Annotated in this window: 17 protein-coding genes and 1 tRNA gene; 14 read left to right on the top strand and 4 right to left on the bottom strand. The window is 68.0% G+C overall.

The window, feature by feature from the left end; all coding sequences use genetic code 11:
* The first annotated feature begins 50 nt into the window (after positions 1 to 50).
* From QN206_03140 to sigH, 7 genes are all read left to right on the top strand, one after another.
* A complete protein-coding gene (locus QN206_03140; protein MDR7613798.1) occupies positions 51 to 1,103 on the top strand; it encodes a TRAM domain-containing protein in 1,053 nt (350 codons plus the stop codon).
* Positions 1,104 to 1,113: 10 nt separating this feature from the next.
* Positions 1,114 to 1,803 (top strand): 2-C-methyl-D-erythritol 4-phosphate cytidylyltransferase, encoded by a 690-nt coding sequence (gene ispD / locus QN206_03135; protein MDR7613797.1) that lies wholly within the window; start codon positions 1,114 to 1,116, stop codon positions 1,801 to 1,803.
* Positions 1,782 to 2,267 (top strand): 2-C-methyl-D-erythritol 2,4-cyclodiphosphate synthase, encoded by a 486-nt coding sequence (gene ispF / locus QN206_03130; GenBank protein ID MDR7613796.1) that lies wholly within the window; start codon positions 1,782 to 1,784, stop codon positions 2,265 to 2,267. The genes ispD and ispF overlap by 22 nt, the downstream gene beginning before the upstream one ends.
* A 17-nt stretch (positions 2,268 to 2,284) precedes the next feature.
* Complete coding sequence (gene cysS / locus QN206_03125) at positions 2,285 to 3,823, top strand: cysteine--tRNA ligase (GenBank protein ID MDR7613795.1); 1,539 nt, start codon at positions 2,285 to 2,287, stop codon at positions 3,821 to 3,823.
* The gene (rlmB, locus tag QN206_03120; GenBank protein ID MDR7613794.1) at positions 3,823 to 4,620 is read left to right on the top strand and encodes a 23S rRNA (guanosine(2251)-2'-O)-methyltransferase RlmB; all 798 of its coding nucleotides are present in this window, start codon (positions 3,823 to 3,825) and stop codon (positions 4,618 to 4,620) included. The genes cysS and rlmB overlap by 1 nt, the downstream gene beginning before the upstream one ends.
* Positions 4,621 to 4,627: 7 nt before the next feature.
* Positions 4,628 to 5,989, top strand: coding sequence for a VanW family protein (locus QN206_03115; GenBank protein ID MDR7613793.1), 1,362 nt, complete (start codon positions 4,628 to 4,630; stop codon positions 5,987 to 5,989).
* 78 nt (positions 5,990 to 6,067) lie between these two features.
* The gene (gene sigH, locus QN206_03110; protein MDR7613792.1) at positions 6,068 to 6,709 is read left to right on the top strand and encodes an RNA polymerase sporulation sigma factor SigH; all 642 of its coding nucleotides are present in this window, start codon (positions 6,068 to 6,070) and stop codon (positions 6,707 to 6,709) included.
* Between the two features lie 205 nt (positions 6,710 to 6,914).
* Here sigH and moaA read toward each other — a convergent pair whose 3' ends face one another.
* Both moaA and QN206_03100 read right to left on the bottom strand, forming a co-directional pair.
* The gene (moaA, locus tag QN206_03105; protein MDR7613791.1) at positions 6,915 to 7,892 is read right to left on the bottom strand and encodes a GTP 3',8-cyclase MoaA; all 978 of its coding nucleotides are present in this window, start codon (positions 7,890 to 7,892) and stop codon (positions 6,915 to 6,917) included.
* Between the two features lie 96 nt (positions 7,893 to 7,988).
* Positions 7,989 to 8,063: transfer RNA gene (locus tag QN206_03100), tRNA-Gly, on the bottom strand.
* 74 nt (positions 8,064 to 8,137) lie between these two features.
* Here QN206_03100 and QN206_03095 point away from each other — a divergent pair.
* The 4 genes from QN206_03095 to QN206_03080 are packed head-to-tail and all read left to right on the top strand — an operon-like array spanning position 8,138 to position 12,717.
* Complete coding sequence (locus QN206_03095) at positions 8,138 to 9,364, top strand: glycosyltransferase family 4 protein (protein ID MDR7613790.1); 1,227 nt, start codon at positions 8,138 to 8,140, stop codon at positions 9,362 to 9,364.
* A gap of 7 nt (positions 9,365 to 9,371) precedes the next feature.
* Positions 9,372 to 10,136, top strand: coding sequence for an MBL fold metallo-hydrolase (locus QN206_03090; protein ID MDR7613789.1), 765 nt, complete (start codon positions 9,372 to 9,374; stop codon positions 10,134 to 10,136).
* Positions 10,124 to 11,353 (top strand): glycosyltransferase, encoded by a 1,230-nt coding sequence (locus QN206_03085; GenBank protein ID MDR7613788.1) that lies wholly within the window; start codon positions 10,124 to 10,126, stop codon positions 11,351 to 11,353. The genes QN206_03090 and QN206_03085 overlap by 13 nt, the downstream gene beginning before the upstream one ends.
* A gap of 2 nt (positions 11,354 to 11,355) precedes the next feature.
* Positions 11,356 to 12,717, top strand: coding sequence for a glycerate kinase (locus QN206_03080; GenBank protein MDR7613787.1), 1,362 nt, complete (start codon positions 11,356 to 11,358; stop codon positions 12,715 to 12,717).
* Here the strand turns inward: QN206_03080 and QN206_03075 are convergent.
* On the bottom strand, positions 12,714 to 13,664 hold the full coding sequence (locus QN206_03075; protein MDR7613786.1) for a DUF5317 family protein: 951 nt from the start codon (positions 13,662 to 13,664) through the stop codon (positions 12,714 to 12,716). The two genes, QN206_03080 and QN206_03075, sit on opposite strands and share 4 nt — an antisense overlap.
* Positions 13,597 to 14,328 carry an HD-GYP domain-containing protein gene (locus QN206_03070; GenBank protein MDR7613785.1) on the bottom strand — a complete coding sequence of 244 codons (732 nt, stop codon included), beginning with the start codon at positions 14,326 to 14,328 and terminating at the stop codon, positions 13,597 to 13,599. Before QN206_03070 ends, QN206_03075 begins: the two co-directional genes overlap by 68 nt.
* Positions 14,329 to 15,765: 1,437 nt before the next feature.
* Between QN206_03070 and glgA the strand changes: the two genes are divergently transcribed.
* The 3 genes from glgA to QN206_03055 are packed head-to-tail and all read left to right on the top strand — an operon-like array spanning position 15,766 to position 18,733.
* The gene (gene glgA, locus QN206_03065; protein MDR7613784.1) at positions 15,766 to 17,223 is read left to right on the top strand and encodes a glycogen synthase GlgA; all 1,458 of its coding nucleotides are present in this window, start codon (positions 15,766 to 15,768) and stop codon (positions 17,221 to 17,223) included.
* Positions 17,224 to 17,228: 5 nt separating this feature from the next.
* Positions 17,229 to 18,287 carry a galactose-1-phosphate uridylyltransferase gene (gene galT, locus QN206_03060; GenBank protein ID MDR7613783.1) on the top strand — a complete coding sequence of 353 codons (1,059 nt, stop codon included), beginning with the start codon at positions 17,229 to 17,231 and terminating at the stop codon, positions 18,285 to 18,287.
* Positions 18,287 to 18,733: a vitamin K epoxide reductase family protein gene (locus QN206_03055; GenBank protein ID MDR7613782.1), complete on the top strand. Its 447-nt coding sequence runs from the start codon at positions 18,287 to 18,289 to the stop codon at positions 18,731 to 18,733. The genes galT and QN206_03055 overlap by 1 nt, the downstream gene beginning before the upstream one ends.

Genomic DNA, 18,733 nt, shown 5'->3' with positions numbered 1-18,733 from the left:
CCCGTTCGCGGAGCACTATACTGGCTTGGAACATGGCGTCGGAACAGGTCGTGGCGCGCATCGCTCGGGCTGGTGGGGCCCTGTTGGGGGCCGCGGTGGGCTTCCAGGTCGCGCAGACCCTCCTCCCCCTCGCGGACGGCGGTTTGAACGGCTGGCACCGGTTCGGGGTCCAGCTGCTGGGGGGCGTGGTAGGCGCCGGGGTGGGGGCCGGCATCGGGCCATCCCTATGGCGGCGTTTCGTGAGGGTCATGGCCGGGGTGCTTGCCTGGCTTCACCGCATGCCCCTGCGGGAGTTGACGGTGGGGTTAGTGGGCCTCAGTGCGGGTCTGGTGCTCGCCGCCGCCATCGGGTATCTCCTCTCCGGGATCCCCGTGATCGGGGGCTACCTGCGGCTCGCGGCCCTTCTGGTGTTCGGATATCTGGGGTGGCACTTCGCGCAGCTGTGGCGGGAGGATCTGAGCGCCCTGTGGGAACGCTCCACAAGGCGCCGGGGAACCGCCAAGGTCCTGGACACCAGCGCCATCATTGACGGTCGAATCGCGGACGTGGTGCGCACGGGGTTCCTGGAAGGCCCCCTTCTCGTGCCCCGGTCCGTGCTGCGGGAACTGCAGGCCATCGCGGACTCCTCGGATCCCCTGCGCCGGAGCCGGGGCCGGCGGGGCCTGGAGATCCTGGGACGGCTGCAGACGGAGCTGCAGGCGGTACAGGTGGTGGAGGACGAGGGCCCGGGAGAGGTGGATGAGCGGCTCGTGCGGCTCGCGAAGGCCCACCGGGCTGGGATCGTGACCACGGACTTCAACCTGAGCAGGATCGCGGAGCTGCAGGGGGTGCGGGTGCTGAACGTGAACGAGCTCAGCAGCGCCCTCCGGCCCGTGGTGCTGCCCGGGGAGGAGCTCACCGTGCACCTGGTGCGGGAGGGGAAGGAGCCGGGCCAGGGGGTGGGGTACCTGGAGGACGGCACCATGATCGTGGTGGAAGGGGGCAAGCGGTGGATCGGCACGAGTTCCGAGGTGGTGGTCACCAGCGTGCTCCAGACCTCCGCGGGCCGCATGATCTTCGCCCGCCCCAAGCAGGAGGAGGACCTGCGGCGGTCCACGGGATAGGGGAGGCGCCGTGCGAGCGGGAGCCATCATCGCCGCCGCGGGTCGGGGGAACCGCCTGAGGAGGGAGGAGCCGAAGGCCCTCGTGATGCTGGCCGGCCTTCCGCTCGTGGTCCGGGCCGCGCTTCCCTTCCAGCGCTGTCCGCTTGTGGAGGAGATCGTGGTGGTGGCCCCGGAGGGGAATCTGGAGGATGTGGGCACGTGGGTGCGACGGTGCAGCCTTTCGAAGATCCACGCGGTGGTGCCGGGGGGGCCGCAGCGCCAGGACTCCGTCGGCCGGGGGCTGGAGGCGCTGCGGGGTGCGGAAGTGGTGCTGGTGCACGACGGAGCAAGACCCCTCCTGGAGGAGGGGCTCGTCGGGCGGGTGGCCCAGGCCGCGGCAGAGTACGGGGCCGTGGTTCCCGCCCTGCCCGTGCACGATACCCTCAAACGCGTGCGGGGGGGTCTCATCGAGCAAACCGTGGATCGTACGGGGATCTGGGTCGCGCAGACCCCGCAAGGATTCCGGATCGAACTCCTGCGTGCCGCCCACGCCCGAGCCCGGGCCGAAGGGTTCTACGGGACGGACGACGCGGTGCTGGTGGAGCGCCTGGGGCATCCGGTCCACGTGGTCCCGGGGAGCGCCCGAAACCTGAAGATCACCACCCCTGAAGACCTTCTCGTGGCGGAGGCGTTGCTGCGGTGGCCCGAGGAATCCGAGTAGGGATCGGCGTGGACGTACACCCTCTGGAAGCCGGGCGCCGGCTCGTGCTCGGGGGCGTGGAGATCCCCTACGAGCGGGGGCTTAAGGGGTGGAGCGACGGGGATGTGCTCGTGCACGCCATCATGGATGCGGCCCTGGGCGCTTCGGGCCTTCCGGACATCGGCACGCACTTTCCCCCGGGAGACGAGCGATACCGGGACGCCCGCAGCCTGGACCTGCTGAGGGAGGTTCGGGGATGGGTGGAGGCCCGAGGCTACCGGGTGGCCCAGATCTGTGCGGTGATCGTGGCGGAGGCTCCCCGGCTCCAACCGTACGTGGCCCGCATGCGCGCCCAACTGGCGGAGATGCTCGGCCTGAACGTGGAGGATGTGGGAATCCAGGTGACCACCGCGGAGGGGTTGGGGGCGGTGGGCCGGGGGGAGGGGATCCAGGCGTTCGCGGTGGCGCTGCTGGAGCCACTCTGACCGGGGAGGAGGGAACCGTGGCCCTGCACGTGACGAACACCATGACCCGCCGTAAGGAACGGTTCGAGCCCCTAAACCCTCCGGAGGTGCGCATGTACGTCTGCGGGGTGAACCTCTACGGGCCCGCACACGTGGGGCATGCCCTCAGCTACGTCTTCTTCGATGTGGTGCGGCGGCACCTGGAGTGGTCCGGGTATCGGGTGCGCCACGTCCAGAACTTCACGGACGTGGAGGATCGCATCATCGCCCGGGCCCGGGAAGAGGGCCGGACCATCGGGCAAATCGCGGAGGAGTACATCGCGCGGTTCCACGAGGAGATGGATCGGCTCAACGTGCTCCGGGCCCACCGTTACCCCCGCGCCACCCAGGCGATCCCGAAGATCCTGGAGATCATCCAGGGCCTGCTGGAGCGGGGGTTCGCGTACGTGGTGGACGGGGACGTGTACTACCGGGTTCGGGCCTTTCCCGAGTACGGCAAGCTCTCGGGGCGACGGCTGGAGGAGATGATGGCGGGCGCCCGGGTGGCGGTGGATCCCCGCAAGGAGCACCCCATGGACTTCGCCCTCTGGACCCGGGCAAAGCCCGGGGAGCCCTCCTGGCCCAGCCCGTGGGGGGAGGGATTGCCGGGGTGGCACATCGAGTGTTCCGCGATGGTCCTCGAGCACCTGGGGTCGCAGATCGACATCCACGGGGGCGGGGAGGACGTCATCTTCCCCCACCACGAGAACGAGATCGCGCAAAGCGAAGCGTATACGGGCCGCAAGCCCTTCGTGCGGTACTGGCTCCACAACGCCCTCCTGCGCCCCGGGGAGGGCGAGGAGAAGATGACCCGCCACCTGGGCAACGTGGTGACCATCGAGGAGGCTCTACGGCGCTACACCCCCGACGGGCTGCGCCTGTTCTTCCTCAGCAGCCACTACCGGAGCCCCCTCACGTGGAAGGAGCAGGCGGTGGAGGCCGCGGACCGCGGGGCCCTGCGGCTGCGCAACGCCCTCGAGGCCGTGGAAGTCCTTCTTCGGCGCACGCGGCCAAGCGGCCGGGATTCCGCTCCCGCCGCGGCCCTCCGGGAACGGGCGGCTCAGACGCGGGAAGCCTTCCGCGCGGCCCTGGACGACGACTTCGATACCCCCCGGGCCATCGCGGAGCTCCACGCGCTCGCCGCGGAGATCAACCGGCTTGTGGACGGGCTGAGCAAGCGGTCGCAGGAGGCAGGGAACCCCGAGGACGCCGCGGACGCCCTGGCGCACGCGCGGGCTGTGCTCCAGGAGCTCGCCTCCGTGCTGGGCCTGCGGTTGGAGAGCCGGGTCTTGCTGGAGCGGCTGAAGGAGGATCTGCGGCGGCTCCTCTCGGAGGAGGAGGCGTTGGTGGGCGTGGACGGAGAAGGGCGTCCGGAGGAGGTGCTGGAGCGCATTCTGGAGGTCCGACAGCGGGCGCGGGAGCGGCGGGAGTTTGCGGTGGCGGACCGGATCCGTCAGCGACTCGCGGAGATCGGGGTGGTGGTGGAGGACTTCCCGGGCGGGAGCCGTTGGCGGATCCGGGACCGGGGCGGGGAGTGATGGCGGCGCAGAGAACCGTCGTCCAGCTGGAGGGACGGAACCCGGTCCTGGAAGCCCTGCGGGCGGGACACCCGCTCCGGAAGATCCAGATCTCCCGCACCGCCCGTCGAAGCGGGAGCCTTGCCCGCATCGTGGCGGAGGCGCGGGCCCGGGGGGTCCCCGTGCAGTTCGTGGATCCCCGCCACCTGGACGCCATCTCGCAGACGGGCACGCACCAGGGGGTCATTGCCTTCGCCCACGCCGTGCCCCCGGTGGCCCTCGAGGACCTCCTGGATCGGGCGTGCGCGGAGGGTCGCCCTTTCCTCGTCCTCCTGGACGGCATCCAGGATCCCCGCAACCTCGGAGCCATTCTCCGCACCGCGGAGGCCGCGGGCGCGCATGGTGTGGTGATCCCCAAGCGCCGGTCCGCGGGCCTGACACCCACGGTGGCGAAGGCGTCCGCAGGCGCGGTGGAACATCTCCCCGTGGCCGTGGTTTCGAACCTCCCGCGGGCGGTGGAGGCGTGTCGGGAGCGTGGAATTCCCGTGGTGGGCGCTCATCTGCAAGGGGATCCCTACGACCGGGCGGATCTGCGACCGCCCATCGCCCTGGTGATCGGAGGGGAGGGCACGGGCGTGAGTCGGATCGTGCGGGAGCGGTGCGACCGGCTGGTGTGTATCCCCATGTACGGCAAGGTGTCCTCCCTGAACGCCTCCGTGGCCGCGGGCATCCTCCTCTACGAGGTGGTCCGGAACCTGCGAGAGGCCCGCGCGCTCCCGCAGAGCTCCTGCGAGAGAGGGAAAGCGTCGGTGAGGTAAGGGAGCGATGCGGATCCGGTGGGGAAGCGTGGTGCTGCTCGTGGCCACGGCGGCGGCCCCGATGGCCTATGCGGTGCAGGAACTCCGTTTCGAGGGCCGCATCCTGCCTGGGGTGTGGATAGAGGACGTGTCCGTGGGCGGAAAGACCGTTGAGGAGGCGGTGAGGCTCCTCCGGGATCGGGTGGACGCCCGATTTCGCCGACCCATCACGGTGCACGCCTCCTCTGCGGGACGGACCCGGGTGTGGCAACGGACCCCCGGTGTGCTCGGTTTCGAACCTGACCTCGCTTCCGCCGTGCGAGGAGCGTACGGGATCGGGCGGACCGGAAGCCTGTGGGATCGCGTGCGGGCCCGCTGGCGGCTCTGGCACGAGCCCGTGGTGCTCCGGCTCCCGGTTCGGAGGCGGCCGGGACGGCTGGAGGATTTTCTGCGCGAGGCCGCGCGCGCGGTCTTTGAGCCTCCTCGGGATGCCCGGTTCGTGGTGGAGGACGGGGAGGTTCGGATCCTTCCCAGCCGGGACGGCGTGGCCCTGGACGAGATGGCGGCACGACGGCGGTTGATCCGGGCGGTGCTGGAGGGCTGGCGCGCGGTGGTCCTCCCGCTTCGCAGGATCCGGCCCCGCCTTCCCGCGGAGGAAGCCGAGGGATGGGGGATCCGGGACGTGGTGGCGGAATTCCGCACGCGGCTCGCGCCAGACCCGGACCGCACCCACAACATCCGCCTCACCGCGGGCCTGCTCCGGGGCCGGGTGCTGCGCACCGGGGAGGTCTTTTCCTTCAACGAAGCCGTGGGACCACGTACCCGGGCCCGCGGCTTCCGGCCCGCGCCCGTGATCCTCCACGAGGAGTTCGTGCCCGGGGACGGCGGTGGGGTCTGCCAGGTGTCCAGCACCCTCTTCAATGCCGCCCTCCTCGCGGATCTCACCATCCTCCGCCGCACCAACCACAGCCTCCCCGTGGGCTACCTCCCGATCGGTCGGGATGCCACGGTGGTCTACGGGGGGGTGGACCTGGTCTTCCGGAACGACGGGCCGCCGCTCCTGCTGTGGGCGGAGGTGCAGGGGAGGGAGCTCGTGGTCCGGTTCTACGGCCGCGGATCCCCGCACCGGCGGGTGGACATCGTGGTGACGGACGTGGTCCGGATTCCGCCCCCCGAAGGGCGGGTGGTCCGGGAGGACCCGGAGCTCCCCCAGGGCACGGTGAAGGTCCTGCCGCCGCGGCCCGGCTTCCGGGCCACCACCTGGCGTGTGGTGCGGCAAGGGGGGCGGGTGGTGCGGCGGGAGGTGGTGGCCCGCTCCTTCTACCGCCCTGTTCCGGCCATGGTCAAAATGGGTGTCCGTTCCCTGGCCATGGAGCCTCGTTCACCTTGACCCTTCTCATCGAGGCTCCCTATAATTACAGCGGCCCGAAGCCAATCGCTCGAGCAGTCCGAAGTCCTGGAGGCGCGTGTGGCGGTTGCCCGAAAGGAAGCCACTCCTTCCTGCTATACGGAGATGCTCGATGAGGATCTGGTGGAGGCGGCGAAACGGGGGGATGATCGGGCTTCGGAATATCTGATCAACAAGTACCGGAACTTCGTCCGCGTGAAGGCTAAGGCCTACTTCCTGGTGGGGGCCGACCGGGAAGACATCATCCAGGAAGGAATGATCGGGCTCTACAAGGCCATCCGGGACTTCCGGCGCGACAAGCTGAGCTCCTTCCGGGCCTTCGCCGAGCTGTGCATCACCCGTCAGATCATCACCGCCATCAAGACCGCCACCCGGCAGAAGCACATTCCCCTCAACTCCTACATCTCCCTCAACAAGCCCATCTACGACGAGGACTCGGACCGCACGCTGCTGGACGTGATCAGCGGGATGAAGGTGGCGGATCCGGAGGAGCTGGTCATCAACCGGGAGGCCTCCGCCCGGATGCGGGACCGGATCCGGCGCAATCTCAGCGAGCTGGAGCACCGGGTCCTCACCGCGTACCTGGAGGGCAAGTCCTACCAGGAGATGGCCGCGGAGCTGCGGCGGCACGTGAAGTCCATCGACAACGCCCTCCAGCGCGTGAAGCGCAAGCTGGAAAAGAACCTGGAGCAGGACGACTAGCTTGGTGCACATCCCCTGCCCCCGCTGCGGTGCACCCATCCTCCGGGCGACTCCCACGGAAGAAGGCGAGCAGGTGCGGTGCCCTCGCTGCGGGCACCTCTTCGAGCCCTCCGAGGAGGAGTGGGTAGATCCCGAGGACGCCTGAGGACCGACACGGGCTCAGGGCCTCGAGGATCCACGGAGCAGGAGGGCGGACCGCCCCGGGCTACCCGCCGATCTGGATCATCACCCGGCGCTGGGGATACATGCGCTCCGCGAGGGCGTGGCCGAAGGGGCGGCGGTAGGCCGCAGCCCGGAAGATCTCCCGCAGCTCCTCGTAGGGGACGCCCCGCCGCAGCGGGGTCAGCAGGTCCTCCTCATCGTCCCGCAGCAGGCACAGCCGGAGCTTGCCGTCCGCGGTGAGGCGTAGGCGGCCGCACTTGCTGCAGAAGGGGTCGCTCACGGGGCTGATGAACCCGAGGGTCCCCGCCGCTCCGGGGATCCGGTAGGTGCGGGCCGGATCCTCTCCCGAGAGGTCGAGGGGCTCCAGGGGTCCGAAGGCGGCCTCGATGCGGGCCATGGTTTCCTCGCTGCGCACCACGCCCGCCACGGCCAGGTCTGCCACCTCCCCGAAGGGCATCACCTCGATGAACCGCACCTCCCACGTCCGGTTCAGGGTCAGCGCCGCCAGGTCCACCACTTCCTCGTCGTTGAACCCCCGCACCACCACCGCGTTCACCTTGATGGGCACGAGCCCCGCTTCCTCCGCAGCCCGTAAGCCCTCCAGCACGTCCTGCAACCGTCCTCCCCGGGTGATGCGGGCGAAGACCTCGGGGTTGAGGGTGTCCAGACTCACGTTCACCCGCCGGAGCCCGGCCCGCGCAAGAGGCCCGGCCAGGGTTCGGAGGCGCACGCCGTTCGTGGTCATGGCGATGTCCCGGATGCCCGGGATCTGAGCGATTCCCCGCACGATGTCCACGAGGTCCGGTCGCACCGTAGGTTCCCCGCCCGTGAGCCGGACCTTCACCACCCCAAGCTCCGCGGCGATGCGGGTGAGGGTGAGGATCTCGTCCACCCGCATCAGGCCTTCCCGAGGCAGGAACGAAATCCCCTCTTCCGGCATGCAGTAGACACAGCGAAGGTTGCAGCGATCCGTGAGGGAAATCCTCAGATCCCGAATGGGCCGTCCATACTGATCCAGCATCCACGGCTCCGCGGGGGCCACCCGGACAATTCTAAAGGAACTGGATCAAGAATTCCACCCCTGATGGAAAGATCCGGAGCCCTCGACAGAATTCCCTGGAGCGGGCGACGGGATTCGAACCCGCGGCCTTCGGCTTGGGGGGCCGACGCTCTACCCCTGAGCTACACCCGCCCGCTCAACCCCATTCTACCAGGTTCCCGCAAGCCCGGGGGATTTCGGTGTCGGGCGTGGAACTGTAAAGGAGGATGGAGATCGCGATCCTCCACTACACGGCCCCGCCCGTGGTGGGCGGGGTGGAGGCCATCGTGGCCGAGCACGCCCGCCTGTTGCGCGCGGCGGGATACCGGGTCCGGATCCTCGCGGGCCGGGGTGGGAGGGGGGAGGGAACCACCCCGATGCCGCTCCTCTACGGCCGCCATCCGGAGGTCCGGGCCGCGCACCGGGCCCTGGAACGGGGAGATCCGCACCGGTTTGAGCGGGTCCGGGACCGGATCGCGGGAGACCTCGCCCCGTACGTCCGGAATTGTGTTCTCCTCGTGCACAACGTCTTCACCGTGGACAAGAACCTACCCCTCACCGCGGCCTTGCACCGGCTCCTGGACCGCCACCCAGAGGCCCGGATGGTTGCCTGGACCCACGACCTCAGCTGGGCGGACCCCGTGCGTGCCCCCCGCCTGCGGCCGGAATACCCGTGGAGTCTACTGCGGACGCCGCGGCCGCAGGTGTGCTATGTGGCCATCAGCGAGGCGGTGCAGAGGCTCCTGGTCCGGACTCTGGGGCTTCGCCCTGAGGACGTCTCCGTGATCCCGCCCGGGGTTTCCCTCGAGTCCCTGCACCCCCTGCAGCCGCGGATCCGGCAGCTCGTGAACCGGTTGCGGATGTGGGAGCGCTTCCCCGTGCTCCTGGCCCCCGTGCGCATCACCCGGCGCAAGAACCTGGAGATGGCGGTGCGTATCACCGCGGCCCTCCGGGCCGCGGGCACGGATCCGCTCCTCGTGGTCACAGGGCCCCCCGGAGCCCACACCGCGACCAACCGAGACTACCTCGGGGACCTGAAGGCGCTGCGGGACGCGCTCGGCTTGGGTTCGCACTGCGTGTTCCTGGCAGAGCTCGGGCTGCGGTGTACCTCGCGCATGATCGGGGATCTGTACTTTCTGGCGGATGCGGTGCTCCTCACGAGCGTGCAGGAGGGGTTCGGGCTGCCCGTGGCGGAGGCGGCCCTCGCGCGTGTGCCGGTCTTCTGCACCGCCATTCCCGCCACGGAGGAGGTGGCGGGGCCGCACGCGCGCTTCTTCCGCCTTCAGGATCCACCGGAGGAGATCGCCCGGAGGATCCTCACGCACCTCACCCGGAACCCTCAAAGCGCCCTGCGCCGCAGGGTCCTGGAGCGATTCACCTGGGACCGGATCTTCCGGGAACGGATGCAGCCGCTCCTGGACCGGCTCCTGCGCTCCGCGCCCGCGGGGCGGTAGGTGGGAGATGCGGGTGTGCGTACTGGCGAGCGGGAGCGCGGCGAACGCCATCCTGGTGGAGGGCGGCTCCACCCGGATCCTGGTGGACGCGGGTCTGCCCGCCCGGGCCACGCACCGGTGGCTCGGGCGGTTCGGGATCTTCCCCGCACGGCTGGACGCCATCCTGCTGACCCACGAACACGACGACCACGCACGGGGCGCCGGCGCCGTGGCCCGGACCACCGGCGCCGTGGTGCTGGCGAACGAACGGACCCTGCGGGCCTGCGCGCATGTGGGACGCCGGCACGAGCGGTTCGAGAACCTGCGATCCTTCCGGGTGGGAGAGCTCCTGGTGGAGGCGATCCCCGTCTCACACGACGCCGCGGACCCCGTGGCCTTCGTCATCGAGGCACAGGGGAAGCGGGTGGTGATCGCCACGGACCTGGGAGGAGCGGACGAGGTCCTTCTGGAGCGGGCCGCGGGCGCGGACCTGGTGCTGCTCGAGGCCAACTACGACCTGGGACTGCTCGCGGTGAGCCCCTATCCGACGTCGGTGAAGCGCCGGCTCATCGGTTCCCGGGGCCACCTAAGCAACGACGCCGCCGCCCGGCTGAGCGTGCGGCTCCACACCGGGACGCATCAGCGGGTGGTCCTCGTGCACCTCAGCGCGGTCAATAACCTCGCGCCCCTCGCCCGGGACGTGGTGGCCGCGGCCCTGCGGCGGGAGGGGATCGACCGGGTGGCGGTGGAGGCCATTCGGCCCAACACGGGAGGCATGGGATGGAGGGTGTGAGGCCCGCACTTCCTGAGGATGCGCGGCAGGCGCTCCGGCGCGTCGGGCGGGCTGACCTGCTCATCGGCATCCCCAGCTACCAGAACGCCCGCACCATCCGGCACGTGGTGGAGGCGGCCGCTCAGGGGGCACGGCGGGCATTTCCGGGCCTCCGCACCGTGATCCTGAACGCGGACGGCTCCTCCACGGACGGTACCCCGCAGGCCGCCCTGAGCGCCCGCGTCCCCGCAGGCACCACCGTCCTCTCCACGCCGTACGAAGGACCTCCCGGAAAGGGGAGCGCGGTGCGGGCCGTCTTCGAAGCCGCGGTCCTCCTCAATGCCCGTGCCTGTGCCACCCTGGACGCGGATCTGCGGTCCATCGCGCCGTGGTGGGTAGAGCGGCTCGCGGGGCCGGTGATCCGCGGGGAGGCGGAGTATGTGGCACCGTACTACGTGCGGCATAAGTACGACGGCACCATCACCAACCACCTCGCCTATCCCATGACGCGGGCTCTGTACGGCGTGCGGGTACGCCAGCCCATCGGCGGGGACTTCGCCTTCTCCGGGGCGTTCGCGGCCCATGCCCTGCGGGCGCCCGGGTGGGGAGGAGATGTGGCGCGGTTTGGGATCGACATCTGGATGACCACCGTGGCCCTCAACGAGGGCTACCGGGTGGTCCAGGCGTACTTGGGCACCAAGATCCACGACCCCCGCGATCCTGCCGCGCACCTGGGCCCCATGTTCCGGCAGGTGGTGGGAACCCTCTTCTCCCTGATGGAGACGTATGCGGACCGGTGGCGCCACGTGGAGAGAAGCGTACCCGCGCCCTTCGTGGGCGAACCCGTGGAGGCGGAGCCCGAACCGGTTCCCGTGGATCGCACGGCCCTCATGGAGGGATTTCGGGACGGGTTCCCCAGGTTCGCAGGGGTGTGGCGGGAGGTGCTGGATCCGGAGACGTTTGCGGCCCTCGCTCCCCTGGCCGATCGTCCGGACGGCCCGGATCTTCCGGGCCCCCTCTGGGCCCGGATCTGCTACGCCTTTGCCGGGGCCTTCCACGGGAAGCGGGCCGAAGCGCTCCTGGAGGCCATGGTCCCGCTGTACTTCGGCCGGGTGGCGGCCTTCGTCCGGGAAACGGAGGCCATGACCACGCCGCAGGCGGAGGCCGTGGTGGAGCGGCAGGCGGAGGCGTTCGAATCCCAGAAGCCCTATCTCCTGGCGGTGTGGGATCGGAGGTAGGCGTGTGGCGGGACGACCGGTGGCTCCGGGAGGGTGAAGACCCGGGCCTGCGCCAGGACGCGGCCCGCATCCTCGAAGTGGGCCTGCGGGCGGCGGATGCGCGGGAAGGAGTCCGTCGGGTTTTGCATCTGGAAGGCGAAGAACTCCGGGTGGGAGACCGCACATACCCGCTTGGAGCGTACGACCGGATCCTCGTGGTGGGGTTCGGGAAAGCCAGCGCGGCCATGGCACAGGCGGTGGAGGAGGTCCTCGGAGACCGGATCTCAGGGGGTCTCGTGGTCACGAAGGAGGGACATGCTCTCCCGCTCAGGCGTCTGGAGGTGGTGGAGGCGGGGCATCCTCTTCCGGATGCACGCGGAGAGGACGCGGCGCGCAGGGTGCTCCGGCTCGCACGGCAGGCCGACGTGCGCGACCTCCTGCTCTGCCTCGTTTCGGGCGGGGGGTCGGCTTTGCTTCCGCTGCCGGCTCCAGGTCTCACGTTGGAGGACAAAGGGCGCACCACGGATCTCCTGCTCCGTGGTGGTGCCACCATTGGGGAGCTCAATACGGTGCGCAAACACCTCTCCGCCGTCAAGGGCGGCTGGCTCGCAAAAGCCGCCCATCCGGCCACGGTGGTGGTCCTGGTGCTGAGTGACGTCCTGGGCGACCGCCTCGACGCCATCGCCTCAGGCCCCTTTGCTCCGGATCCCACCACCTACCGCGACGCCCTGGAGATCCTGGAACGGTACGGTCTACTCGACGAGGTCCCCACTGCCGTGCGCCGCCACCTGGAGCGGGGGGGAGCGGGAGAAGTCCCGGAGACGCCTAAGCCGGGAGATCCGGCCTTCGAACGGGTGCACACGGTGATCGTGGGGAACGTCGCGCGAGCCGCAGAGGCGGCGGCCGCGCAGGCCCTGGCCCTCGGCTACCACACTTCAATCCTCACCACGTACCTCGAGGGCGAGGCCCGGGAGGTGGGCCGGGTGGTGGCGGCCATGGCCCTTGAGGAGCGGAGAGCTGCTCGGCCGCTACCGCTTCCCGCGTGTCTTGTGCTGGGCGGGGAGACCACGGTGACGGTGCGGGGGATGGGGAAGGGCGGGCGGAACCAGGAGCTCGCCCTGAGCGCGGCCCTGGCCCTGGAAGGGGTACGCGGGGTGCTGGTGGTGAGCTTCGCCACGGACGGTACGGACGGCCCCACGGACGCAGCGGGAGGGGTGGTGGACGGGGCCACGGTCTTCCGGGCCCGGGCGTGTGGCCGAGATCCCCGGCAGCACCTGGCCCGCAACGATGCGTATCCGTGCCTGGACGCGGTTGGCGGTCTCCTGCGTACCGGTCCCACAGGGACCAACGTGAACGACCTTGTGCTGGTCCTGATCAGGAGCTAACGCAGCCGGCGTACGTAGGTGGGATATCCGGAGCGGGCGAGGAGGGCGGCGAGCTGACGCGCCTGAGACTCGGTCTCGAGTTCCCCCACCACCACGCGGTGAAGGCTTCCGGAGAGGACGCGGGCGCTGTAGCCGTCGCGTTCCAGGCGCGCCACCATCGCCTTGGCGTTTTCGAGGTCCCGGTAGGCACCGACTTGGACGGTGTAGAGGGTTTGCGGGGGGAAGACGGGTTCGGCCAGAGAAGGGGATGGCCGCGGGGAAGGGGTTTCGGTGGGGTGGGGGTTGGGGAGCGGTTGGAGCGCGGTGACGACGGAGCGGGCGGCGGGGGCTTCGATGTTGCCCACCAGGTACCCCACCAGGAACCCCCCTGCTACGGCCGCCACAAGCCGGGCTTCCGGCCGCACGGGTCGGGCTCCCATGAGGGACGGGACCAGGATCAGGATCCCCAGGGCAAGGAGAACGTCTCCGAGGCTGAAGACGTTCGCGAACGGCAGGCCGGCCGGGATGGCGAAGACGTCCGCCAAAAACCACAGGTGGGTGTTCGGACCGATGAGGGAGGAGTTGTTGTAGGTGCCTCCGGCCTCCTGGAGAAGCGTCCACCGGCCCGCGGCCCGAAGGGCCTCCTCGGAGGCGGGCATGTATCCACCGTTGCTGAGGATCACCACCGCGTTTGCCAAAACTCCCATTCCGATCAGCCACATCCCCGGGAGGCGTCGGTTTGCCCCGATGAAGGCCGCGAGGAGCAGGTAGGAGAGGATGTGTACGGGAACGGTGGGAAGCCGCACCGGCACCAGGCGAGAGGTGGGGTCGAAGATCAGAAGCTGTGCCAGGATGCCCAGAAGGGCGGCCCAGGGGAGGCGAAACTCGGTCTCTGCCAGGTTACGAAGATTTCCGCCCCGGATCCACCCGGCGCAGAGGGACAACGCGAACGGCAGCAGGAGGAGCATCCGGGTCAATCGCCTCCAGGAGTTCCGGTGTCGGTTCGGTGGCTGCCAGAACAGGCTTCTCGAGCATGCGTCGCTCCAGAAGCTCATCCTCCAGCGCTCGCACCACGGAAAGATCATACTGTTTGCCCGAGAGCCGGTACAGCTCCCGCACGGCTTCCTCTGGGGTCTTGGCGGGCCGGTAGGGGCGCTGGGTGGTCATGGCGTCGTAGGCATCGGCCACCGCGAGGATACGGGCAGGAAGGAGGATCTCGTCCTCCCGCAGCCCTTTGGGGTATCCGGAGCCGTCCAGCCGCTCGTGATGCTGCAGGAGGATGTCGAGGACGTCCCGATAGAGACTGAGATGCCCCAGGATGCGGGCACCCGCCTCCACGTGCTCCCGCATCTCCTTGAGCTCTTCGGGGGTGAGGGGCCCGGGCTTGAGAAGGACCGCGTCCCGGACCGTGATCTTGCCCACGTCATGCACCCGGGCGATGGCGTAAAGCCGGTTCACCTCGCGGTCCGGAAGGTGCAAGCGCCGGGCGATGGCCCGACACAGTTCCGCCACCCGCTGGGAGTGCTGACTCGTATAGGGATCCCGGGCGTCTACGGCCTCGGCCAGGGCCAGCATGAAGTTATCCGTCTCGATGCGGAGTTGGACGTAGTTGGAGTAGGAGAGTTTGGTCATGATAGCAGCAGGAATAAGGAGGAGGACAGAGACTGGTTGTAGGGTCCAGAAAAGAGCAGCGACCACAGCTAAGCCCACTTCTGCCACAAAGACGGGTATCATTAACCGCATATTTTGAGAAAATATTTGAGATAAAGGTAAGTTGGTCGAAAGGGATAATACGATTCCAAGGAGAGCTATATTTACTGTGAAAAAGGTTAAGCCACTTAAAGTACCTCCAAGCATCTCTTCCAAAGTAGAAGCTGCACTAAAAACATGCTTACTCATTGCATATGTGTAAACATGTCCGGCAAACCATGTTGCTATGGCATAATTTGCAGCGTTGAAAGCAACCTTGTGCCAGGGTTTTCCATCGTACAAATCTGTAGAAGCTGATGCAAGAATAGCGACGAGTACTGCAAACGGCCACCCGTAAAGCATGAGTGTAGGAAGGAATACAGCAAGCCCAAGAGTAACTTCGGATCTATTTTCTGGGCCGAAATAGTACCGGACTGGCTTGAGTTCGCTGAGAATTCCCAGAAACGTTAAGAACATGAGAGCAGCCGCGTCAGTCTGACGGTATGGGCTGTTGGTGGAGGCAAGGGTGTAAATCACCTGCCCTACCACCGCGACACCGCCGAGGATGCAGAGGCCGACAAAGATCCGTAGCGAAGCCTTCATCACCCACCCGGCAACAGTTGTTCTCTCCGCCGGGGAACGGGTAAGCAAGTTTCGGGCCATTGGTTGAGGGCTAGGGGATTAATTTGCCAAAAAGAAAGGTAGGGGAAGGCTCCAACTTCCGCCCCACCTTGTCCGTTCAGAATTCCAAGGAGCCGGAGGAACTAACCCCACTTACCGCCAGCCCCACCCGCCACCAGCAGGCTCGCCAGGGTGGAAAGGGCCAGAGCCAGCCGCACCACGTACACTCCCCACTTGTTCATTTCCTTGCCCTCCTTTCTTTGTTCGTATTTTTACTCGAATTTCACCGGATTACGAAGTTACATATTCGATATTTACGAACATTATCCCCACTTATTCATCCCATCCCCCTCCTTCGTTCGGTCATCGTCCAGTTTCTCTTCCGGAGAACCTGTTCAGTTTGGCACGAAATTTGCTCTATACTGCCACCGGGAGAGAAGGACGAGTTAATTTCGACAATTTAGAATTCCGCCCGGACCGGAACCGCACGTCCCGGTCAAAGGGGAGCTGTTCCGTTTTCCGGGCCGGACATGAGATGTTGGCCGTCACTTCCCTCGCCGGCCTTCTAAGGGCAATTTGTACTATCCAGAGCCTTCTGTCAAGCAAAAAGTGCAAAAAACCCGGAAATTCGCGTTCAATCGCGAGAAATCTCGCTCTCCCGTGGTCTCCCACGGGCCAGACCATCTCCTTGCCCGGGCTTGCCCTGAAGGACCCTCCGTGGCATCATCCCAGGCAGTGCCCAGCCAGCCGGAGGAGGTCGTGCGGGTACTCTTCGTGGTGGCCGAGGTGGTTCCCTTCGCGAAGACCGGAGGGCTTGCGGATGTGGCGGGAGCCCTCCCCCCCGCCCTACATGACCTGGGCTTGGACGTCCGTCTCCTGACACCCCGATATGCCATGGTGGATCCCAGCCGCCATGGGCTCAACCGCGTGGGGGAGGTCTCGGTATCCATCGGGGGTCGGGCGGAGACCGCGGAGGTGTGGGAGGGAAACTTGGCGGGGAAGGTCCCGGTGTGGTTCCTGGATCACCCGGGCTACTACGGCCGCCCCGGGATTTACGGGGAGGGGGGGAGGGACTATGAGGACAACCTCGCCCGGTTCACCTGCCTTTGCCGGGCTGCCCTGAACTGGGTCCGGGGGTACGGGTGGATTCCGGACGTCTTCCATTGCCACGACTGGCACGCGGCCCTCCTCCCCGTCTACATGGACACCGTGGAGCGGGAAGATCCCGCCCTCCGTCGCACGGCCACCCTCTTCACCATCCACAACCTGGCCTACCAGGGGATCTTTCCCCGGGATCAGCTCCCCGTGACCGGCCTTTCCGAGGAGGTCTACTGGTCCCACCTGGAGTTCTACGGCTCGATCAACCTCATGAAGGGAGCGCTCCTGTCTGCGGACCTCCTCAACACCGTGAGCGAGACGTATGCCCGGGAGATCCAGACGCCGGAGTTCGGGTACGGACTCGACGGCGTGCTGCGGATGCGCGGTCAGGACCTGTACGGGGTGCTGAACGGGGTGGATTACTCGGTCTGGGATCCGCAGGTTGACCCCTACATTCCCGCGCGGTACGGGCCGGAGGATCTATCGGGAAAGCGCGTCTGCAAGCTGGCCCTGCAGGCGGAGTTCGGCCTGGCGGAGGATCCGCACGTGCCGCTCCTGGGCATGGTCACACGTCTCGTGGACCAGAAGGGGCTGGATCTCGTCTGGGCGTGCCTGGACCGGATGGTGGCGGCAGGCGCGCAGTTCGTGCTGCTGGGCACCGGCGACCCCCGGTACGAGGCCGCCTTCACGGAGGCGGCCCGGCGGCACCCTCGGAGGGTAGGGGTCCGCATCGGGTTCGACGAAGGACTTGCCCACCGCGTCGAGGCAGGCTGCGACATCTTCCTCATGCCTTCTCGATTCGAGCCTTCCGGCCTCAACCAGCTGTACAGCCTCCGTTACGGAACCGTGCCCATCGTGCGGGCCACCGGAGGACTCGCGGACAGCATCGTGGACGCTACGCCGGAGGCCATCTCCCGCGGGGAGGCCAACGGGTTCGTGTTCGAGGCGTACACTCCGGATGCCCTGTGGGAGGCCATCCGTCGGGCCCTGGACGTGTTCCGGAACCCCACGCTTTGGCGTACACTGATGCAGGTCGGGATGCAGGCCGATTTCTCCTGGAACCGGTCCGCGCGCCGGTACGTGGAGCTCTACGAGCGGGCTTGTGCGAAGAAGAGGTGAGAGGCGTGCCTGAGCTGCGGCGGGACGCCGTCTCCGGTCGGTGGGTGATCATCGCCACGGATCGGGCCACGCGCCCCACGGACTTCGTCCGGCCCAAGGAGGAAGTCCAGGACCTAAACCGCTGTCCCTTCTGCTGGGGCAAGGAGTCCGAGACTCCGCCCGAGATCCTGGCCCTCCGACCGGAGGGCTCTCCGCCTAATACCCCCGGTTGGGAGGTGCGGGTGGTCCCCAACAAGTTCCCGGCCCTCCGGATCGAGGGGGTACTGGCACCCACCGGTGCGCCGCTGTTCGAGCACATGGACGGCGTGGGCGCGCATGAGGTGATCATCGAGACCCCTGAACACGACACCCACCTGGGCCTCATGTCCCCAGAGCAGGTGGCCAAGGTGCTGTGGGTGTACCGGGAGCGGTACCTGGACCTCGACCGGGATCCCCGATTCCGGTACGCACTGCTGTTCCGCAACCACGGCCGCAGCGCGGGCGCAAGCCTCTCCCACCCGCACTCCCAGCTCATCGCCCTCCCAGTTCTTCCCCGCCGGGCGGAGGAGGAGCTGGAGGTGGCCCGGGAGTACTTCGCGGACCGCGCTCGCTGTCTTTATTGCGACGTGCTGGCCGCGGAGCAGCGGGCCGGGGATCGGGTGGTGTACGAGAACGAGGGCTTCGTGGCCTACGAGCCCTACGCCTCCCGCTTCCCGTACGAGACGTGGGTGGTCCCCAAACGCCATGCGGCCTCCTTCGGGGAGCTCCGGGATGAGGAGCTGTGGGAGGCCGCGGATGCCCTCCGGACCACCCTCTGGAAGCTCCACACGGTCCTCGAGAACCCCCCGTACAATTTCATCGTGCACACCGCTCCCTACGATGCCTTCCCCGGCCACTTCTACCACTGGCACATCGAGATCATGCCCAGGCTCACCCAGGTGGCCGGGTTCGAGTGGGGCACGGGCTTCTACATCAATGTGGTCCCCCCCGAGGAGGCGGCCCGGCAGCTGCGGGCCGCAGAGCCTGTGCCGGCCCTTCTCGCTTCTCAGGAGGCCGCTGGCCTCCACGGGGAGGTGGGAAGCTAGTGCGCACGGGGCTCGGGTGGGAAGCGGCCGTGGGCGGGCTATGCGGGATCGGGTTTCTCGATAGCCTGTACTTCGTGCTGGTGCAGTACCGGATCCTCCCCCCGAATCCCCGGTGGCTCCCGCGGTTCTGCCGGATGGACGAGGGACGCTGCTTTTCCATCCTGCAGGCTCCGGAAGCACGTCTCCTGGGGATCCCAAACAGCGTGGTGGGCCTGGGGATCTATCCGGGCGTGTTCGCCGCAGTCCTCCTGGGACGGTTCGGGGACCGCCGCTGGCTCGACGTGGCCCTCGGAGGCGCCGCTGGAGCCACGCTCGCGAGCCTCTACCTGACCTGGGCCCTGGTGAGACGGCTGCGCACCCACTGCCCGTTGTGCTATCTTGCCCATGTCGTGAACGCCGCGCTGCTGGCGCTGCTGGTCTTCGCAGCGCGCACGGGATGGAGGTAG

The organism is Armatimonadota bacterium, assembly GCA_031460175.1.
GTDB classification, from domain to species: domain Bacteria; phylum Sysuimicrobiota; class Sysuimicrobiia; order Sysuimicrobiales; family Sysuimicrobiaceae; genus Sysuimicrobium; species Sysuimicrobium tengchongense.
The sequence above is the reverse complement of the archived record's forward strand: the minus strand, read 5'-3'. Positions and strand labels throughout refer to the sequence as shown.